Origin of the sequence: Verticiella sediminum, from assembly GCF_007558815.1 — a bacterium.
Lineage (GTDB): Bacteria > Pseudomonadota > Gammaproteobacteria > Burkholderiales > Burkholderiaceae_B > Verticiella > Verticiella sediminum.
Genome location: NZ_VLTJ01000010.1, coordinates 87,693 through 107,685, shown reverse-complemented (window position 1 = coordinate 107,685; position 19,993 = coordinate 87,693). Strand labels below are relative to the sequence as shown.

At 67.9% G+C, this 19,993-nt stretch carries 17 protein-coding genes; 10 read left to right on the top strand and 7 right to left on the bottom strand.

All coding sequences use genetic code 11. The annotated features are described in order from the left end of the window. Positions 1-17 precede the first annotated feature (17 nt). The 4 genes from FOZ76_RS06515 to FOZ76_RS06500 form a co-directional block, all read right to left on the bottom strand. On the bottom strand, positions 18-782 hold the full coding sequence (locus FOZ76_RS06515; RefSeq protein WP_281282953.1) for an SDR family oxidoreductase: 765 nt from the start codon (positions 780-782) through the stop codon (positions 18-20). Positions 783-945: 163 nt separating this feature from the next. Next, positions 946-1,944, bottom strand: coding sequence for a Bug family tripartite tricarboxylate transporter substrate binding protein (locus FOZ76_RS06510; protein ID WP_170235316.1), 999 nt, complete (start codon positions 1,942-1,944; stop codon positions 946-948). 56 nt (positions 1,945-2,000) lie between these two features. Continuing rightward, on the bottom strand, positions 2,001-2,792 hold the full coding sequence (locus tag FOZ76_RS06505) for an alpha/beta fold hydrolase (RefSeq protein WP_170235315.1): 792 nt from the start codon (positions 2,790-2,792) through the stop codon (positions 2,001-2,003). Positions 2,793-2,811: 19 nt separating this feature from the next. Beyond that, the gene (locus tag FOZ76_RS06500) at positions 2,812-3,861 is read right to left on the bottom strand and encodes an amidohydrolase family protein (protein WP_143947324.1); all 1,050 of its coding nucleotides are present in this window, start codon (positions 3,859-3,861) and stop codon (positions 2,812-2,814) included. Between the two features lie 134 nt (positions 3,862-3,995). Between FOZ76_RS06500 and FOZ76_RS06495 the strand changes: the two genes are divergently transcribed. Then, positions 3,996-4,919, top strand: a complete 924-nt coding sequence (locus FOZ76_RS06495) for a LysR family transcriptional regulator (RefSeq protein ID WP_143947323.1) — start codon at positions 3,996-3,998, stop codon at positions 4,917-4,919. A gap of 339 nt (positions 4,920-5,258) precedes the next feature. After that, positions 5,259-6,335 (top strand): 4-hydroxyphenylpyruvate dioxygenase, encoded by a 1,077-nt coding sequence (gene hppD / locus FOZ76_RS06485; RefSeq protein ID WP_143947321.1) that lies wholly within the window; start codon positions 5,259-5,261, stop codon positions 6,333-6,335. On the opposite strand, the gene FOZ76_RS06480 is transcribed toward hppD, so the two are convergent. Then, a complete protein-coding gene (locus FOZ76_RS06480) occupies positions 6,271-7,302 on the bottom strand; it encodes a LysR family transcriptional regulator (RefSeq protein ID WP_143947320.1) in 1,032 nt (343 codons plus the stop codon). The two genes, hppD and FOZ76_RS06480, sit on opposite strands and share 65 nt — an antisense overlap. A gap of 108 nt (positions 7,303-7,410) precedes the next feature. On the opposite strand from FOZ76_RS06480, the gene FOZ76_RS06475 reads away from it, so the two are divergent. The 3 genes from FOZ76_RS06475 to FOZ76_RS06465 are packed head-to-tail and all read left to right on the top strand — an operon-like array spanning position 7,411 to position 11,213. Then, positions 7,411-8,385 carry a Bug family tripartite tricarboxylate transporter substrate binding protein gene (locus FOZ76_RS06475; RefSeq protein WP_170235314.1) on the top strand — a complete coding sequence of 325 codons (975 nt, stop codon included), beginning with the start codon at positions 7,411-7,413 and terminating at the stop codon, positions 8,383-8,385. Between the two features lie 16 nt (positions 8,386-8,401). Then, positions 8,402-9,844 carry a sulfatase-like hydrolase/transferase gene (locus FOZ76_RS06470; RefSeq protein WP_143947318.1) on the top strand — a complete coding sequence of 481 codons (1,443 nt, stop codon included), beginning with the start codon at positions 8,402-8,404 and terminating at the stop codon, positions 9,842-9,844. A 16-nt stretch (positions 9,845-9,860) separates the two neighbouring features. Further along, positions 9,861-11,213 (top strand): FAD-binding oxidoreductase, encoded by a 1,353-nt coding sequence (locus FOZ76_RS06465; RefSeq protein WP_143947317.1) that lies wholly within the window; start codon positions 9,861-9,863, stop codon positions 11,211-11,213. A 69-nt stretch (positions 11,214-11,282) separates the two neighbouring features. Here FOZ76_RS06465 and FOZ76_RS06460 read toward each other — a convergent pair whose 3' ends face one another. Then, a complete protein-coding gene (locus FOZ76_RS06460; RefSeq protein ID WP_143947316.1) occupies positions 11,283-12,146 on the bottom strand; it encodes an isocitrate lyase/PEP mutase family protein in 864 nt (287 codons plus the stop codon). 539 nt (positions 12,147-12,685) lie between these two features. Between FOZ76_RS06460 and FOZ76_RS06455 the strand changes: the two genes are divergently transcribed. Then, entirely contained in the window at positions 12,686-14,917 is a 2,232-nt protein-coding gene (locus FOZ76_RS06455; RefSeq protein WP_143947315.1) for a TonB-dependent siderophore receptor, read from the top strand. 37 nt (positions 14,918-14,954) lie between these two features. Here FOZ76_RS06455 and FOZ76_RS06450 read toward each other — a convergent pair whose 3' ends face one another. Further along, the gene (locus FOZ76_RS06450; RefSeq protein ID WP_143947314.1) at positions 14,955-15,755 is read right to left on the bottom strand and encodes a GntR family transcriptional regulator; all 801 of its coding nucleotides are present in this window, start codon (positions 15,753-15,755) and stop codon (positions 14,955-14,957) included. A gap of 102 nt (positions 15,756-15,857) precedes the next feature. On the opposite strand from FOZ76_RS06450, the gene FOZ76_RS06445 reads away from it, so the two are divergent. From FOZ76_RS06445 to leuD, 4 genes are read left to right on the top strand one after another with little or no spacing between them, the layout of a single operon-like run. After that, the gene (locus tag FOZ76_RS06445; protein WP_143947313.1) at positions 15,858-16,835 is read left to right on the top strand and encodes a tripartite tricarboxylate transporter substrate binding protein; all 978 of its coding nucleotides are present in this window, start codon (positions 15,858-15,860) and stop codon (positions 16,833-16,835) included. Beyond that, the gene (locus tag FOZ76_RS06440; RefSeq protein WP_143947312.1) at positions 16,832-17,953 is read left to right on the top strand and encodes a TauD/TfdA family dioxygenase; all 1,122 of its coding nucleotides are present in this window, start codon (positions 16,832-16,834) and stop codon (positions 17,951-17,953) included. Before FOZ76_RS06445 ends, FOZ76_RS06440 begins: the two co-directional genes overlap by 4 nt. Further along, positions 17,950-19,353 (top strand): 3-isopropylmalate dehydratase large subunit, encoded by a 1,404-nt coding sequence (gene leuC, locus FOZ76_RS06435; RefSeq protein WP_143947311.1) that lies wholly within the window; start codon positions 17,950-17,952, stop codon positions 19,351-19,353. Before FOZ76_RS06440 ends, leuC begins: the two co-directional genes overlap by 4 nt. Then, on the top strand, positions 19,350-19,985 hold the full coding sequence (gene leuD / locus FOZ76_RS06430; protein WP_143947310.1) for a 3-isopropylmalate dehydratase small subunit: 636 nt from the start codon (positions 19,350-19,352) through the stop codon (positions 19,983-19,985). The genes leuC and leuD overlap by 4 nt, the downstream gene beginning before the upstream one ends. Positions 19,986-19,993: the final 8 nt, after the last annotated feature.

Genomic DNA, 19,993 nt, shown 5'->3' with positions numbered 1-19,993 from the left:
GCTGCCGGGACAGCGTGCTAGATCATCAGCACACCGCCGTTGATGTCGAAGGTCGCGCCGGTGACGAAGCCGGCCTCCTCGCCCGCCAGATAGGCCACCATGGCGCCAATCTCCTCGGGTGTGCCGAAGCGGCCGACCGGTATCGTCTGCAGCACCTGGGCCAGCACCTCGGGCGGCGAGCCCGCGGACATCGCCGTCTCGATGCGTCCGGGCGCCACGGCATTGACGGTGATGCCCGCCGAGGCCACTTCCTTGGCGAAGGCGCGGGTCATGCCGAGTACGCCGGTCTTGGTGGTCACGTAGTGCGCACCGGCCACGCCGCCGGGCGAGCGTCCCGCCCGCGACGAGATATTGACAATGCGGCCCCAGCGCCGCGCGCGCATCGGCGGCAGGCAGGTCTGGATCATCCGGAACGGTGCGGTCAGATTGATCTTGACCACCCGTTCCCACTCCTGCAGAGAAACCTCTGCCGCGGCGGCCCGGCGACCAGCATGCTTGGGCGAGATCGCGGCATTGTTGACCAGGACGCCCAGCGCCTCGAACCGGTCCCCGAGCCGCGACGGCAGCGCCGCGATCTGGGCGTCATCCGCGAGATCCAGCCGGATCGCCTGCGCCGACAAGCCTTCGGCGACCAGGGCCTGCACCGCGTCATCCAGCGCCTGTTCCAGCACGTCGATCAGCACAACGTGGTGCCCCGCCTGCCCCAGCCTGCGGGCGATTGCCAATCCCATGCCGCGGCCGGCACCCGTGACGGCCGCTGTTCTTTGCGTATCCAATCGCACAACTCCTAGGCTCGATGGAGCCGCAGCGGCTCCTTTCACGCCGGGCAGGATCGCACCTGCGAGCTATGCGATCAATGACAACACTACCCTAGCAGGTATTTATATTTTCGATATCTCGCACGGATAGCGTCTGCCGCCCGTGCAATGCCGCGGGTGGCGTGCGCTACTGCGGCGTGATACCGGCCTTCTCGATGACGCTCGCCCAATGCGCCACCTCCTCCTGCATGGACTGGCGAAACGCATCCGGCCCCAGGTCTTCCGTCATGATGCCGGCGCCCTTCAACTGGGTCTTCACAGCGTCGGTGGCCATGGCTCGCTGGATGTCCCGATACATGCGGTCGCGCACCTCGGGCACGAGGCCGGCCGGTGCGAGCACGCCGTACCAGAGCTCGACTTTGTAGCCGGGGTAGCCCAACTCGGCGATCGTGGGCACGTCCGGGAAATCCGGCAGGCGCTGCTCGCCGGTGATGGCCAGGGCACGCAGCTTGCCGGCGCGCACCTGCTCCAGGGCAATCGAGCCCTGGAAGTTCACCTTGATCTCCCCTGACAGCAGCGCGAGCGCGGTTGGCCCCGAACCCTGGTAGGGGATGTGCAGAAACTGCACGCCCGCGCGCTGCTCGAACAGCACGGCCGCCAGTTGCGGCGCCGAGCCCGCGCCCGTGTTCGCCACGGCGATCGTGCCCGGTTCGCGCTTCACCGCCGCGACGAGCTCGTCCAGGGATTGGTACGGCAGGCTTGCGTTCACCAGCACGGCCATCGGATAGCCGGCGATGCGTGCTATCGGCGTGAAGTCCTCGACCGGATCGAACGGCAGCTTGGGGAACATCGAAGGATTCATCACGTGGCTGGCGGCGGCCAACAGCACGGTGTAGCCGTCCGGCTCGGCGCGAGCCACGTTGGCCGTGCCTATCGTGCCGCTGGCGCCCGGCCGGTTCTCGACCAGCACCGGCTGGCCCCACGTCTGCCGCAATTGCTCGGCGAGCGAGCGGGCGACGATGTCGCCCGGCCCGCCGGGTGGAAAGGGCACGACCATGCGGACCGGCTTCTCGGGCCAGGCATCGGCAGAGCCGGCTGCCCAGACCGGGGCGCCAGCGCCCGCCAGCAAGGCAGAAACGAGCGCACCGATGGCGGCGCGACGCGAGAACCTGCGCGTGAACGTCATGAAAGTCTCCTGTTGTCGTTGGTGACGGAGCGGGGCGGCCATGGCGGCGCCTGCGCTCAGATGGGCAAGAATTCCTGGATGGCCGCAGCCACCTCCGGTGCGGCCTGCACGGGCATGAAATGGCCGGCCGCCAGACGCACCAGCTTCGCGTGGGGCAGGGCGCCAGCCACCGCTTCGGACAATGCGGCCGGCCGCAAGGCGTCCTTCTCGGCGGCCACCACCAGCACCGGGCAACGCACCCGAGGCAGCAGCACGCGCATATCGAGTTGCGCGAGCATGCGGTATTGCCAGGCGAAGCTGTCCGGATCGTTGGCGAGCCAGCGCGCGCGGAACTCGTCGTACACCTGCGCGTCGACGAGTTCGCGCGGGAAACTGACCGACAGCAGGCCGTCTGCGACGACGCGCATGCCTTCGCGGGCCACGCGATCCGCCAAGGCGAGCAAACCCGCCCGGCGTTCGGAAGCGACGTCGGTGACCGGCGTCATCGCGACGACCGCGGCCACCCGCGCCGGATGACGGGCGGCACACGCCAGGGCCACGGCACCGCCCAAGGCGCAGCCGGCCAGCGGCACCGGTTCGTCGATGCCGAGCGCGTCGAGCAGACGGACGATGTCGTCGGCGAGCGCAGCCAGGCCTGGAGCGGCGCGCAGCTTCTCGGACATGCCGCAGCCTCGCGCGTCGTAGCGCAGCACCGAGCGCGCGGTCTCCAGGTGATCGAGCACCCGGTCCCAGTTGTTCAGGCTGCCTCCCAGCTCGTGCACCAACACCAGGGGCGCGTCCTGTGCGCGGCGCCACTCGAAGCGCAGGGCAGTCTCGTCCAGATCGATCCACTGCGTGCGCAGGTTCATCGCGTGCTTCGGCATGAGTTCAAAACGCGATGCGATAGACGCGCGCGGCCGTGCCCGCGAACAAGGCCTGCTTCTCGTGGGTGCTGGCAGCGCCGGCCAGGCGCTTGAAGGCATTCCACAGCGTCCGGTAGCCGAACTGCCCTTTGTCGACCGGAAAGTTGCTCTCGAACATGCAACGCTGCGCGCCGAACAACTCGATGCAGGTGTGCACGTAGGGACGAAACGCTTCGGCCAGATGCGCCGAGTCCGGCGGCTCAGACGCCTCATGAAAGCCGAAGCCGAAGGTATGCATGCCCGCACCGCCGAGCTTGACCACTACGTTCGGACATTCGGCCACGCGGCCCATGGCCGCGGACCATGCGCCGAAGACTTCCTGCCGGCGGCCGGCGAAGGCGCCGCTGCCCAGCGGCGTTCCCATGTGATTGAGCACGATGGTCAGCTCCGGATGCGCGCGCGCCAGGCTTGCCACGTCATCAAGCTGGGTGTGGAACACGTAGACGTCGCACGTCAGACCGAGGGCCGGCAGATGCGCCGCGCCTTTGCGCCATTGCGGATCGAGCAGACGGTGCGCGGGCACGCCGCCGAAGCTCGACTGGACCGAAGGATCCGAACTGGTCATGGTGCGCACCCCGCGCACACGCCCCTGCCCCGCCTCGATCTGGGCCTCCAACACAGGCACCACGCCGTCGCCCAGCATGAGATCGGCCATGCAGACGATGCCCGCCGCCACACGCGGCTCGTCCGGTCCCAGACGTTCCACCACGCGCAACAGGTGCTCGGTCTCGCCGACCGGCCGCAACTCGACCGGTCCGTCCAGGCGGTACATGCTTCGGCACTGCACATACACCGTGGCATCAACGCGATGGCCGCTCGCCAGGTCCGCCAGCAGATCCGGCAGCACGTAGCGCTCGGACGGGCGGTTCCACAGGTGATGATGGGCGTCGAGGATGCGCAGCTCCGGCTCGATCACGGGTTCCACGGCGCGGTCCAGCCAGTCTGGCCGGACAGCGATATGCGGCGGCGGGAAGTCCTTGGCGGCCGGGTCGGGTGAGAAGATGGGATCGGTCATAAAATGCTCGCGGAAGCTGCGGTGCGGTGGCCGCGTACGCGGCGACACAGGGAGGACCGACTCTAGTCGACACCGCGCCGTCCGATCCATCATGGCGGTGCTCTATCGGTTATTCGGTTTTTCTATCGCTCGACATGGACTTCAGCCAGCTCAAGCATTTCGTCTGCATCGCCCAACTCGGCGGTTTCAGCAAGGCCGAAGAGGCCCTCGACGTTTCCCAGCCATCGTTGAGCCGGCAGATGCGCCTGCTCGAGGCCGACCTAAACACCAAGCTCTTCCTGCGCACCGGGCGTGGCGTCACACTCACGCCTGCCGGGGAGATCTTCCTACCGCACGCGATGGCGATCCTCGAGTCGATCGATCGCGGACGCTCGGCACTCAAGGCCGCGAATACGGAGCTGGTCGGCAGGATCGCCGTCGGGCTGGTGCCGCGCGTTGCACGCGTGCTCACTCCACCGCTGGTGCAGGCTTTCCGGGCACGGTTTCCGCGCGCGTCGATTTCCGTCATCGAAGGCAAGACGCCGGTTTTGACCGAGGCACTGAATCTGGGACGCATCGAGCTCGCCGTCGTGTTCAACGTGGATGACAACGGCGAGCTCAACCTCGAACCCTTGTGCGAAGAGCACTACGTACTTGTCGGCCAGCGCAACGACGCGGGCGAACTTCCTCCCAGTATCGATTTTGAGGAGCTCGCGAACTATCCGCTGATCCTGCCTCCGCTGTCCAACTCCATCCGCGCGAAGCTGGAAATCGCCAGACGGCGCACGAACACCGAATTCCAGGTCGCGGTCGAAGTCGAGACCATGCCCGCCGTATTCGACATGGTGAAGCTCGGCATCGGCTACAGCGTCGTGGGGCACGGCGAGATCTCGACCCGAAAGGACGAGATCGAGCTGACCGCAGCCCGCATTGAAGGCATGGGATCGCGCAACGTTACCTACCTCGCGCATTCCCGACGACTGCCCGCCACGCACTTGGGCAACGCGACGACGGATCTGGTGCGCAGTCTCGACATCGCGAAGCTGCTCGGTGCGGTTCCCGTCCGCAGCCCCGGCTAGTCGTTGTCGCACGACCGCAGTGGAAGCGGTCTCGTGCCGGCGCCCGCGGCCAGATTCTCCTTGACACTGCCGGCGATACCAGTAACCTCACGGGTTAACGGCCAAGCATTGCGCATACATCCGGCCAGCGGCGGCGCATCAGGCCCGCCGCCTTACTTCCAGCACATGAGACACCTCGGCTTTCAGCTTCTTCTGGGCGATTTCCTCGCACGCAGCGTGCGAGGTCGTCCGTGCGCCCCGCCGAATTGAGTTGCTCTACGCGCCGCCCGCCCGGGCGCGCGACTTGCGGCACTTTCCGGGTGCCGAGACAACTTGATTCCACGCACACTGGAGCTAGCCATGGCTGACCTCTTCGACAATCCGATGGGCCTGATGGGCTTCGAATTCATCGAATTCGCCTCGCCCACCCCCAACGTCATCGAACCCGTGCTCGAGAGCATGGGTTTCTCCCACGTCGCCAACCACCGTTCCAAGGCGGTCAGGCTGTATCGCCAGGGCGAAATCAACGTCGTGGTCAACAACGAGCCGCACAGCCCCGCCGCGTACTTCGCGGCCGAGCATGGCCCCTCGGTGTGCGGCCTCGCCTTTCGCGTGCGCGATGCGCAGAAGGCCCACGCCCGTGCGCTGGAGCTGGGCGCCCAGCCGATCGAGGTGCCGGTGGGCTACATGGAACTGCGCCTGCCCGCCATCAAGGGCATCGGCGGCGCGCCGCTCTATCTCATCGACCGCTTCCAGGAAGGCCTGTCGATCTACGACATCGATTTCGAGTTCATCGAGGGCGTGGAGCGCCATCCGCGCGGTGCCGGGCTGAAGATCATCGATCACCTCACGCACAACGTGTACCGTGGCCGCATGGCCTACTGGGCCGACTTCTACGAGCGGCTCTTCAATTTCCGCGAGATCCGCTACTTCGACATCAAGGGCGAATACACCGGCCTCACCTCCAAGGCGATGACCGCGCCCGACGGCATGATCCGCATCCCGCTCAACGAGGAGTCGTCCAAGGGCAGCGGCCAGATCGAGGAATTCCTGATGCAGTTCAACGGCGAGGGTATCCAGCACGTGGCCTTCCTCACCGACGACCTGCTCAAGACCTGGGATGCCCTGAAGGCCAGCGGCACGCGCTTCATGACCGCGCCGCCCGAGACCTATTACGAGATGCTGGAAGGCCGCCTGCCCAACCACGGCGAGCCCGTGGGCGAGCTGAAGAAGCGCGGCATCCTGCTCGACGGCACCTCCGAGGGCGGCGAGCGCCGGCTGCTGCTGCAGATCTTCTCCGAAACCGTGCTCGGCCCGGTGTTCTTCGAGTTCATCGAGCGCAAGGGCGACAGCGGCTTCGGCGAAGGCAATTTCAAGGCGCTGTTCGAGTCGATCGAACGCGACCAGATCCGGCGCGGGGTGCTGGCGGCGGAGTGATCCTCCGCTGAGCCTGGGTAACGTCCAGGCCTGCGCCCGCGTCGGTCAGGCTCTTCACGAACAGGCGCAATAGCGGCGTGGCGTGGGAAGGCCGCCAGACGGCGCGCACTTCGTGCGCGGCGCCGGCCAGCGCCAATGGCAGCACCATGAGCTTGCGCCGGTCCACGTCTTCCTGGATGAAGGCCCGCGGCACCGGGCCGACCAAGTGCCCATCCGTGAGCAGGCGAGGCAGGGCGGCTATCGAGTTGCTCACAATGCTCCGCTCGGGGTAGGCGATGCTGTTGCGCTCCAGCGTCGCTCGCAATGCATCGTGAATGGCCGACCCTTCCGGCGGAAGCACCCAGGGATAACCGGCCACGTCCGCCCAGCGCACCGCCTTCCTGCCAGCCAGCGGATGCCGATGGCTGCACGCGAGGACGATAGGGTCGTTGCCCACCAGCATGTCGGTGAGCCCGCTCGCGCTGCGGCCCACGCGGGTGCGCGACACGACCAGGTCCAGTTCGCCCTCATCGAGCAGCGGAAACAACTCGTCGGTGGTCGCTTCCTTCAGCACCAACGTCGCTTTCGAGGCCAGCCGCTGCCAGCGTCCGACCGCCGCGGCGATGAGCGTCGGCATGACGGTGGCGACCGCACCCACCTTGAACCCACCGCCCAGGCCGGCGCCCAGATCTTCGAGCTCGCGCTTGGCGTCATCCAGCCGGTGCAGGATCTCGCGCCCGTAGCGCACCAGGATTTCGCCGGCGGGCGTCAAGGCGACCGACCGCCCGGCGCGCACGACGACGGGCGTACCCAGCACGGCCTCGAGTTCGGCCAGTTGCTTGGAGACGGCCGGCTGCGTGACGTTCAGCAGCTCGGCGACCCGGCTGACACGACCGACCCGCGCCAGCGACGACAGCAGGCGCAGATGGCCGAGCTTGAGGCCTGAACGAAACGCGCGCTCGAGTGAAGAAGCGAATGCAGGGTCCATGATAAATCATAACCAATTGGTAATATGAAGCGGAATATATATCACTGTTTTCCGCAGTTTCCATGGTCGATACTGCGCCCATTCCAACAAGCACAACAGGAGACAACCATGGCATCCAACCTTCTTGGACGGCTGCTGCTGGGCGTCGCGCTTGCGACCTGTGGCATCGGCGGCGTAGCTGCTGCGGCCGAGCCGCCGACGCGACTGGTCGTCGGCTTTCAGGCCGGCGGCGGTCTGGACAGCGTCGCACGCGCGCTGGCCGACGCGTTGAGCCGTTCGAGCGAACGCCGCGTGATCGTGGAGAATCGCCCGGGCGCGAGCGGCATGATCGCCATCGATGCGCTGCGCAACGCGGCCGCGGGCGACAACCTGCTCATCATCCTGCCCAGCGGCAGCATCACGATGACGCCGCATACCAACCGCCATTTCAGCTACGACCCCGAACGCGACCTGGTGCCCGTTGCGCGCGTGGCGACATACGCCATGGGCGTCGCGGTATCGCCCAGTGTGGGCGCCGATACCTTGCAGGGCTACGTCGAGCGCGCGCGCGGCAACGAGGCGCTGCGCGCCTACGGCACGGCCGGCGTCGGCCTGTCGCCGCACTTCGTGGGCGTGGGACTGTCGCAGCAGGCTCACGCCGATCTCATCCACGTGCCCTATCGCGGCGCGGGCCCGGCGATCAACGACGCCGTGGGCGGGCAGATCCCGGCGGTGATCTCGACGGTGCCTTCGCTGCTCGCCATGACCCGCGACGGGCGGCTCAAGCTGCTCGCCACCTCCGGCAGCGAACGCGACCCGAACACCCCGCAAGTCCCGACCCTGCGCGAGCTGGGCTTCAAAGGCCTGGACATCGAGGAATGGTTCGGCGTGCTCGCACCGTCCGGCATGTCGGAAGAGGCCGCGCGAGACTGGAACGAACGCATCAATGCCGCCCTCGAATCCGAGGGCTTGCGCAAGATCCTCCTCGACCAAGGTTTCGTCCCCGCCCCCATGCCTCAGGCCGAATTCCGTGCGCTGGTCAACGAGGACTACCGCCGATGGCAGGAAGTTCTCAAGGACACCGGCGACACCTTCGCCAACTGATCTGCCGAGCCTCGCCATGCCGACCACCAATCTGCTGATCCTGCTTTCCGACGAGCACAATGCCCGCGTCATGGGCTGTGCGGGCCATCCCATCGTGCGCACGCCGCATCTGGACGAGCTGGCTCGCCAGGGCACACGCTTCGAGAATGCCTATACCGCGTCGCCGATCTGCGTCCCGGCGCGCGCAAGCATCGCCACGGGGCGCTACGTGCACCAGCATCGCTGCTGGGACAACGCAATCGCCTACACCGGCGAGCCCGCGAGCTGGGGGCATCGTCTGCAGTCCGCGGGCGTCAGGGTCGAATCCATCGGCAAGCTGCACTATCGGAACGAAGCCGATCCCACCGGCTTCGACCGCCAGCAGCTCGCGGCCCACATCATGGACGGCATCGGCCAGGTCTGGGGCTCGGTGCGCGAGCCGCTGCCCGATCCCTTTCCCACGGCCCCGCTCTTCAAGCAGATCGGCGCGGGCGAGTCGAGCTACAACCGCTTCGACCAGTCGGTCGCCGGCCAGGCCGCGCAATGGCTGCAAGAGCGCGCCGAAGACGAGGCCCGGCGCCCCTGGGTGCTGTTCGTCGGTTTCGTCGCACCGCACTTCCCGCTGATCGTGCCGCAACGCTACCTGGACCTCTACCCGGTCGCGGACATGCCGCTGCCCAAGCTGCATCCCGACAGCGGCTATCGCCGCCATCCCTGGGTCGAGCGGCATGCGCGCTTCAGCCGGCACGACGAACAACTGAGCAACGACGACCGGCGTCGGCTCGCCCTGGCGTCGTACTTCGGCCTGACCTCGTTCATGGACGAGCAGGTAGGCCTGGTGCTGCAGGCGCTCGCCGAGAGCGGCCTGGTCGAGGACACCACCGTCGTGTATTCGAGCGACCATGGCGACAACCTGGGCGCGCGCGGGCTGTGGAACAAGTGCACCCTGTATCGGGAAGCGGTCGCGGTGCCGATGATCGTCAAAGGGCCTGAGATCCCGGCAGGCCGCACAGTACATACCAACGTATCGCTGGTGGACCTCTTCCCCACGGTGCTCGACGCCGCCGGCGTGGCGCCGCATGCCGAGGATGCCGACCTGCCCGGCGTCTCGCTGCGGCACACCGCCGTTGCCGGCGAAGATCCGGATCGCCTAGCGTTCAGCGAATACCATGCGGTGGGTTCCGAATCGGCGGGCTACATGCTGGCCGACGGCCGCTACAAGTATCACTACTACGTCGGGCATCCGCCCGAGTTCTTCGACCTGCATGACGACCCCGAGGAAACCCGGGACCTCGCCGCATCGCCCGAGCATGCCGAGATCCTGGCCGCGTTCGAGCACCGCCTGCGGCAACTCGTCGACCCGGAGGCCGCGGACCGTCTTGCCAAGGACGACCAGCAGGCACTGATCGCCCGCTTTGGCGGGCGCGAGGCGGCGCTGCGCACCGGTACGCCGGGCGCAACGCCGGTGCCCGCCGCCTGAAGCGCCGGGGCACGCCATGACCGAACGCCTGCCTAGCCTGCCGACCGTCGAGGCGCAGATCGAGGAACGCTATCTGAAGGACTGGAGCGGCCTCGCCCGGGGTACGCCACGGGCCGTATTCCGGCCGCGCACTACCGACGAAGTGAGCACACTGCTGCGCGACTGCCATGCGCGCGGTCAGCCCGTGACGATCCAGGGCGGGCTCACCGGCCTGGCCGGCGGCGCCGTGCCCGCGGACGGCGACGTCGTCGTCAACCTCGAGCGCATGAACGCGATCGAACACATCGACGCGCTGGAAGGCGTGATGTGCGTACAGGCGGGTGCCACGCTGCAGGCCGTGCAACAGGCGGCGGCCGATGCCGGCTGGTACTTCCCGCTGGATCTCGGTGCCCGCGGCTCCTGCCAGATCGGCGGCAACGCCGCCACCAACGCCGGGGGCGAACGCGTCGTCCGCTACGGCACCATGCGCGATCAGGTGCTCGGCGTGGAGGCCGTCCTGGCCGACGGTACGGTGTTGTCCTCGCTCACGCGTCTGGTCAAGAACAGCGCCGGCCTGGACCTGCGCTTTCTCTTCATCGGCTCCGAGGGCACGCTGGGCATCATCACGCGCCTCATCCTCAAGCTGCAGCCGGTGCCGCCCGAACCCGTCACGGCGTTTGCGGCGGCCGAAAGCACGCAGGCGCTGACAAAGCTGTTGCGCGGACTCAAGCGGGCGCCCGGCGTGAACCTCACCGCCTTCGAATTCATGTCCGGCGAGTTCGTCGACACGGCCGGGCGACTGTCGGAGCTGCCCTGCCCGGTCGCGCCGGGGCAGCCCTGGTATGTCCTGATCGAGTCTGCCGAAGGGCACGCGAGCCATGATGCGGGCGCGCTGCAAACCGCGCTCGAGCATGCCTTGGAACAAGGCGACATCGTGGACTGCGCGCTGGCCGCCAGCCTGGCCCAGGCAGACGCTTTCTGGCGGATGCGCCAAAGCATTCCGGAGATGCTGACGGCGCTCGCCCCGACGGTGAACTTCGATTGCGGACTGCCCTGGGCCGAGATGGGGGGGTTCATCGCGCGCCTGCAGGACACGCTGCAGCGCCGCTATCCCGATGCCCGGCATCTCTTCTTCGGTCATATGGGCGACAACAACATCCATCTCATGACGGGGCCCCATGCCGGGCCCGACATGCATGCAGTGGAAGCCGAGGTCTACGCGCAGTTGCGCGGCCGTGACGGAACGATCAGTGCAGAGCACGGCATCGGCTTCATCAAGAAGCCCTTCCTGGGATGCACGCGCAGCGCGGCCGAGATCGAGGTGCTGCGCCGCCTGAAGTCGGCACTGGACGCCAAGGGCATTCTCAATCCGGGCCGCGTGATCGATTGACCACGGGCCCGAGCGCAAGCGTCACCAAGCGGGGGACTCACGCCCCGAGGCAGGCTGCCTGCCGGGAGATCACGACGGTGCCTGGCCCCCCGCCCGCAGCGCGTTCCACTCGTCCGCGCCGAAACGCTGAAAGCCCGCCTGCACCGAATCCTGGCCCTCAGCCAGCACCGGCTGACGCGTCTGCGCAAGCTGGCTCAGTACGCGATCGAAGGTGGCGATCGCCGAGCGCAGCAAAATGCCCGGCAGGATCGCGAGCCGATAGCCCATGGCCTGGACCTCGTCCAGGTGCACGAGCGGCGTACGCCCGCCGGGCACGATGTTCAGCAGGCAGGGGCCCTGCACCCGCTGCGGGATGGCGGCCATTTCTTCCCGGCTCTGCGGTGCTTCGACGAAGGCCATGTCCGCGCCGGCGGACAAGGCGGCGTTCGCACGGGCAATCGCTTCGTCGAGACCCAGGGTGGCGCGCGCGTCGGTACGCGCGATGATGAGGAAATCCGGGCTGCGGCGCGCCTGCGCCGCAGCCCGGATCTTGATCACGAATTCCTCGCGCGGCACGATCTCCTTGCCGTCGAGGTGTCCGCAGCGCTTGGGCGCGACCTGGTCCTCGATGTGCAGCCCGGCCACGCCGCGCGCCTCGTACTCGCGCACGGTTCGCGTGACGTTGAGCTCGTTGCCGTAACCGGTGTCCGCGTCGGCGATCAGCGGCAGGTTCACCGAACGCGCGATGACGCCGGCGTTATCCGCCATTTCCGTCATGGTCAGCAGGCCGAAATCGGGAAAGCCCAGGGACGCCGACGTGCCGGAACCCGTCATGTAGACCGCTTCGAAGCCCGCCTGCTCGATGGTGCGCGCCGAGATCGCGTCGTATGCGCCTGGCGCAACCAGCAACTGTTCGCGTTGCAACAATGCTCTGAGTTTGCTCGCTTGGCTCATGCCCTCGCCCGCCTTCAATGACTTAATGCATGACATTATATTGTTAATATGAATTTCGCGGTCTTATGGCCCCGATCATGGCCCCTGCTCCGATCAGGCCCCGGGGCCCGCCGCTGCGGTGATGGCCCCATGCAACACCATCCCGACACCATCCGCCAAAACCGTATTGAAAATCATTCTCCAGTGCTATTCTGATTCTTGTTACGTGCGTTTACCACGCTCGTGCCTTTGTCATACCCGGCCCCAGCCTTTCGGCAAAAGTACTGCCCCTGTCCCGGCAAGCAGGTTTCCCAAGGATCGGCAGGCGTAGTTGGCCACGCCTCGCGCAGCTCGCGCCCCGGGGCCGGGCCATCCATGTACGCACGACACCCTGCCCCAAGAACAAGCGTGAAAACCACTCCAGAAAATCGCCGGCCCGTCGCCTGTATTTGACGACAGGGGCGCCGAACCGCGCCACGCGGAACAGCGTCGCTTTTCCCTGGCCCGGGAGGCCGGTCGCCGCGCGCGTACCGTTGCCCTCCCATTCTGGAACGACATATATGGTGGGCAAACACACTATCCACAACACGCCGGATGAGCGCCGCGCGTCCCACACCACCGTGGGGCTGCGCGCCCTGCCCCTGGCGATGGTGCTGGCATACGCCGCAACCCCGGACATCGCCTCCGCGCAGAACACCGGCCAGGACGAGGCCACGCAACTGGCCCCCGTGGTCGTGTATGGCACGACCGGCTCCAGCACCGGCGGCACCGGCGCCTACACCGCCACCGGCCCAAGCTCGCTGTCGTCGGGCCTGGACCTGACCCTGCGCGAAACGCCGCAATCGGTGAGCGTGATCACCAGCCAGCGCATGCAGGACCAGAACCTCACTCAACTGACCGACGTTGCCAACCAGACGCCCGGCCTGGTGGTGTCGCAGGGCGGCAACGTCGGTTCCGACAGCTCGCCCATCTACGCGCGCGGCTTTGCGATCGACACCTACATGATCGACGGCACCAGGATGACGGGGAGCTACTCCAGCATCTACCAGAGCCAGGACATGAGCCTGTACGACCGCGTCGAGGTGGTGCGCGGGGCCGCCGGCATGATGAACGGCGTGGGCGCCCCGGGCGGGGCGATCAACATGGTGCGCAAGAAGCCCTTCGACGACTTCCGCGCCTCGGCCACCGTGGACCTGGGCTCGTGGCGCAGCCGGCGCGGGTCGGTCGATCTGTCGACCCCGCTGAACGAGACGGGTTCGGTGCGCGCACGCATGGTGGCGACGCTGCAGGATTCCGACGCCTACATCGACCGCTTCAACGACCGGCGCAAAGTGTTCTACGGCGTGGTCGAAGCCGACCTGGGCAGCGCAACGGTACTGCGCGGCGGCATCAGCCACCAGCGCCACGACCTCACCGGCCACTCGCGCGGCGGCCTGCCGGCGTATGCCTCCGACGGCGAGCGGCTGTACTGGTCCCGCTCGGATTCGGCGGCCGCCGACTGGGCCAGCTCGCGCCGCCACGAAACCTCGCTGTTCGCCGACCTGGAACATCGCTTCGCCAACGGCTGGCAGCTCAGGCTGAACGCCGGACACACCATCACCGACTCCGACGAGCTGGTCGGCTACGTCGGCGGCACGCCGGACCGCCATACGGGCGCCGGCGCCAACATCTGGGCCACGCACTGGGTCTACAAGCCCAAGCAGGACGCGCTGAACCTGGCCGCCAACGGCAGCTTCTCCCTGTTCGGCCGCGAGCACGAGGCCGCCTTCGGCGCCAACTGGTCGCGCACCCGCTACGAAAGCCCGTCGTACACGAACTGGAGCCACGCCGGCTGGGACCAGAACATTCCCGACATATTCAACTGGGACGGGAGCTATCCGGCCGAACCCTACAACCCGGCCGTGGGCACGCATGGCATCGACGAGCGCAACAACGGCCTGTTCGGCTCGCTGCGGCTGCGGCCCGCCGATGCGCTGGCGGTGATCGTGGGCACGCGCTGGGTCGACTGGCGCCGCGACCAGCTCTCGTACAACTACGCCAGCGGCGTCAACTCCGGCATCCTGCGCGCCGAACGCAAGTTCGTGCCGTATGCCGCCGTGACCTACGATTTGTCGGACCAATGGACGGCGTACACCAGCTACACGACGATCTTCACGCCCCAGAACAACATGACCGTCGACGGCGACTACATCGATCCGCTCAGCGGCGAGAGCTACGAGGCGGGCGTCAAGGCGGCATTCTTCGACGAGCGGCTCAACCTGGGCGCGGCGCTCTACCAGATCCGGGAGAACAACAAGGCGATCGCCATTCCCGACACCTATGCGCCCGACGGCTCGCAGGCGTACGAAGCCGTGTCCGGCGCGCGCACCCGCGGCTTCGAGATCGAACTCTCCGGCCAGGTGCGACCGGGCTGGGAGATCGCCGCCAGCTTCGCCCGCAACAGCACCCAGGACCGCGAAGGCGAGCGCATCAATACCAACCTGCCGCAATCCATGGCCAAGCTGTTCACCACCTATCGGATGGACGGCCTGGTCGACGGTCTGACGTTGGGCGGCGGCGTGCGCTGGCAGAGCAAGATCTACAGTGAGAACCAGGGCCCCAACCAGGATGCCACCTTCACGCAGCCCGCGTATGCAGTGGTCGACCTGCTCGCGCGCTACGACATCAGCCCGCGCCTGTCGACTGCCCTGCACGTCTACAACCTGTTCGACAAGTCCTACTACCTGAGCACCGGCAGCAGCTATTACGGGTCTCCACGGGCCTTCGTCGTCTCGCTCACCGGCCGCTACTAGCGGGTAAAGCGCGGGCCCGAGCGCGCCGGCAGAGGGCTCAAGGCAGCAGCGGGTCGTGCACGATGCGGCTGGAGATGCCCTGCTCCAGCTCCTTGGGCTGCAGGCTGAGCAGCATCCGGCTGCGGTCCGGGCTGACGTGCAGGGTCAGGTGCTCCACCGGCTCGCCCTCGGTGTCGTAGACCAGGCGGGTCACGCGCAGCAGCGGCGCGCCCACCTCGGTGCGCAGCAGCTTGGCGTATACCGGGTTCGCCAGCACGGCCGTGATCTCCTCGACCACGCGATCGAAGACCACGCCCTGGGCCAGCAGCAGCTCGTACAGCGGCCGCCGCTCGAGTTCTTCGACCGTCACCGATGCGCCCAGCGCCAGCGGCACCCAGGCCTCGGTGACGATCAGCGGCGTGTCGCCCACGTGGCGCAGACGTGCGGCGTACACCGCCTCCTCGTTGCTGCGCATGCGCATCTGCAGCGCAACCGCGCCCGGCGGCACCTCGCGGCGCAGCTCGAGCACGCGCACCTGCGTCTCGCGCCCCCGCATCTTCAAGGCGTCGAGAAAGCCCACGGCCTCGAACGGATGCGCCTGCGGCAGCCGGGTGCTGACGAAGGTCCCGCGGCCCTGCTGCCGCTCGATCAGCTCCTGCTGCTTGAGATCGGACAGCGCGCGGCGCACGGTGATCTTCGACACGCCGAAATGCGCGCACAGCTCGTCCTCGTTGGGCAGCATCGCGCCGGGACCGTACACCCCGCGGGTGATCTGCTCGCGCAGAACGAGGAACAACTGCCGGTGCAGCGCGGTGCCCGGCGTCTTGACCAGCTTCTCTGTGCGTAGGAATTCCGTCATAGGCGGACGATTCTACCGATTGCTATATTCATTATGATATTATGATGTTATATATTTAGTAGGATTATCGAGAGCCCCACGCAGGGCAGCCAGGAGGAGACCATGGGTCCATATCAGCAACACAAGCGTCGTTGGCGTCGTTTCGCGGCCGCCCTCGGCCTGAGCGCCCTGCTCGGCGCAGCGGCACATGCCGAATACCCGGAACGGCCGGTCACCATCGTCGTGCCGTATGCCGCCGGCGGCGGCACGGACGCTGTCGCGCGCACGCTGGCGGCCTCGCTGCAGAGCACGTGGGGCGAACCGGTCATCGTGGAAAATCGCGCCGGCGTGGACGGCTGGATCGGCACCCAGCGCGTCCTGTCGCAGCCGGCCGACGGCTACACCGTGCTGCTGCAGTTGAACTCCATGCTGCTCTGGCCATGGGCCGTACCCGAGGCCAAGGTGGACATCGCGCGCGACCTCACGCTCATCACCAAGCTGCAAAGCTCGCCCATGGTGCCGCTCGTGCGGGGCGACAGCGCCGCCGGGACGCTCGAAGAAATGTTCCAACATTGCAAGGCCCGAGCCACCGGCTGTAGCTACGGCTACGCCACGCCTTCGGCCGAGCTGGTCGGCCGCCAGTTGGCGGAGCTCGGCGGCCTCGAGAACGCAGTGACCGTACCCTACAAAGGCACGTCGCAGATGGTCAACGACCTGCTGGGCGGGCACATCGACATTGCGCTGGTATCGGCCGCCCTGGCAACGCCTCTGCACCACGACAAGCGCGCCAAGGCGCTGGCCGTCGGCACGCCCGAACGCTACACGCGCCTGCCGGACGTACCCACCTTCGACGAGGCGGGCTATCCGGCAAAAGGCGGCACCACGTGGTACGGCCTGATGGTGCGCGAAGGCACGCCGCAGCCTATCGTCGATCGCATCTACCGTGCCGTCCAGGATGCCGGCAAGAAGCCCGACGTGCTGACGGCGATCGAGTCCCAGGGCGGCATCCCGGTGTTCAACACACCCGACGAATTCCGCCGCGACGTGGCCGAGGATCTGGAGGCCATCACCCCCCTCGGCAAGAAATATCTCGCCCGATGAACGCCACGACAGCCCCACAAACCCGCCCGGATGCCCCCGCACCCTGGACCGCGCGCGAGGCCCAGGCGGACCGCGGCTGGGTCCGGCGCCTGAGCCCGGCCGCCCGGGCCGACTTGGGTACAGCCACCCGCCACGCCCGCGCCACCGGCAAGCCGCTGTTGCAATTGCGCCAGGCAGACTACCCGCTGGCCGATGCAACGCGTGCCGAGCTCCGACAGGCCTTCGATGCCACCCAGGGCCGCTGGGGCATGTGCCTGCTCAAGGGCCTGCCGGTGCGCGAATGGGATGAGGCCGACACGCGGCTCGCGCTGTGGGGCATCGGGCTGCACAACGGCGTGCCGCGTCCGCAGAACCGTGCCAGCGAGGTCCTGAACGACGTGCGCGACGAGGGCGGCAGCTACCGTGTCACCAACGGCCGCGGCTACAACACCAACCAGCAACTGGATTTCCACATCGACTTCTGCGACGTGGTCGCCCTGCTCTGCCGCCGCACGGCGCGCCAGGGCGGCGACAGTCTGGTCGCGAGCTCGCTGGCAATCGTCGAAACCATGCGCCGCCTGCACCCGCAGCAGGCGCAGGCGCTGGAAGAGCCGATCCCGTTCAGTTGGCAAGGCGGCCAAGCGCCGGGCGACGCGCCCCTCTATCTGAGCCCCATGCTGGGTCGCGCCGACGACGGCACACCGGCATTTCGCACCAACCGCAAGAACATCGTGGCCGCGCAGCGGGACTTCCCCGACGCGCCGCGGCTCACCCCGGCGCAGCAGGCGGCCGTCGAGACCGTGGATCGCCTCGCGGCGTCGCCCGAACTGTGCTTTTCCATGCAGCTCGAGGAAGGCGACCTGCAGTTGCTGAACAACTACGTGCTGATCCACTCGCGCACCGCGTTCGAGGACCACGCCGAAGCCGACGAGAAGCGGCACCTGCTGCGCCTCTGGCTGGCGCTGCCCCAGGCCCAGGCCCTGCCGGCCAGTTGGGCCGACGCATTCAAGGACGTACGCGCCGGCGCCGTGCGCGGCGGCCTGCGCGGGCAGAACATCACGCCGGCGTTCCTGGCCCTCGAGCAGGCGCAGGCGCAAGCCTTCGGCATGCACGAGCGCTACGCCACGGAGCAATCATGACGACGGCCCCGACCCCGCGCACGCTGTTCGAGAAAGTCTGGCAGCGCCACGCCATTCTCGAGCGCGAAGGCAGCACGCTCCTGCATGTGGGCCGCCACCTCGTGCACGACGGCTCGCGCAACGCCTTCCAGCAACTGCGCGAGCGCGGCCTGCCGGTGCTGCGTCCGGACCGCACCTACGCCACGCCCGACCACTACGTGCCGACCACCAGCCGGCGCCTGGACGACGGGCTGGAGCCTGCCAAACAGGAGATGGCGCTGGCGCTGGAACGCAACGCCGGCGAATTCCGCATCCCGATCTACGCGCTGAACAGCGACCGGCAAGGCATCGTCCACGTCGTCGGGCCGGAGCAGGGCATCACCCTGCCGGGCCTGGTCATCGTCTGCGGCGACAGCCATACCTCCACGCATGGCGCCTTCGGCGCGCTCGCTTTCGGCATCGGCACCTCCGAAGTGGCTCACGTGCTGGCCACGCAGACGCTGTGGCAGGTCAAGCCGCGCGCCATGCGCATCGCCTTCGCGGGCACGCTGCCCGAGCACGCGAGCGCCAAGGACCTCATCCTGGCCGTGATCGCCCACATCGGCGCCGCCGGGGCCACCGGCCACGTGATCGAATACACCGGGCCCGCCATCCAAGCGCTGTCGATGGAAGGCCGCATGACCCTGTGCAACATGTCGATCGAGGCCGGCGGGCGCGCCGGCATGATCGCCCCCGATGCCACCACCTACGCCTATCTGCGCGGCAAGCCGCACGCGCCCCAGGGCGCGGCGTTCGACCAGGCAGTCACCGAATGGGACGGCCTGCGCAGCGATGCGGGTGTGCGCTACGAGCGCGAGGTGGCCTTCGACGCGGCCGGCGTATCGCCCATGCTCACCTGGGGCACCAGCCCGCAGGACGCGGCGCCCGCCGCCGGCCAGGTACCCGATCCGGCCGACCTGCGCGCCGAGCGCCGCGACGCCGCCCGCCAGGCGCTGGCCTACATGGGGCTCGCGCCGGGCCAGCGCCTGGAGAGCGTAACCGTCGATCGCGTCTTCATCGGCTCGTGCACGAACGCCCGCATCGAGGACCTGCGCATCGTGGCCGGCATGCTGCGCGGGCGGCGCGTGCGCGTCCCGACCCTGGTGGTGCCGGGCTCGACACGCGTCCGGCACCAGGCCGAAGCCGAAGGACTGGCCCGCATCCTGACCGAAGCCGGCGCCGAATGGCGGGAGTCCGCCTGTTCGATGTGCTCGGGCACCAACGGCGACATCGCCAACGCCGGAGAACGCGTGGTCTCCACCACCAACCGCAATTTCGTCGGCCGCCAGGGCCCGGGCGTGCGCACCCACCTGGCCAGCCCGGCCACGGCCGCGGCCTGCGCCCTCGCCGGCCGCCTCACCGACCCTCGACAATACGCATGAAGCCCTTCACGACCGTCCGCTCGCGTGCCATTGCGCTGGATCTGGCCAACTGCGACACCGATCAGATCGTGCCCGCGCGCTATCTGTCGCGCCCACGCGCCCAGGGCTTTGCCGAAGCGCTCTTTCACGACCTGCGCCACGAAGCCGGCCGCGAGAAACCGGACTTTCCCCTCAACCGGCCCGAATGGCGCACGGCCGAGCTGCTGATCGCGGGGGAGAACTTCGGCTGCGGCTCCTCGCGCGAGAGCGCGGTGTGGGCCTTGGCCGACGCCGGCATCCGGGCCGTCATCGCGCCGAGCTTCGCCGACATTTTCTTCGGCAACGCGTTCAAGAACGGCCTGCTGCCCATCGTGCTGCCGGCCGATGCCGTCCAGGGCCTGCTCGAACGCGTCCAGGCTCGACCGACGACGGAACTCACGGTGGCGCTCGCCGAGCAGAGCGTCACCTGCCCCGAACTGCCCGTCCACCGCTTCGAGATCGATCCCTTGCGCAAGCACATGCTCCTGGAAGGCCTGGACGAGATCGGGTTGACGCTGGGCCACATGGACGCCATCGCGGCCTTCATGCAACGGTACGAGGCGGGGCGGCCATGGCTGCAGGCGCCGTCCCGGGGCCACCCGGCCGCGCGCTGAAGACCGCC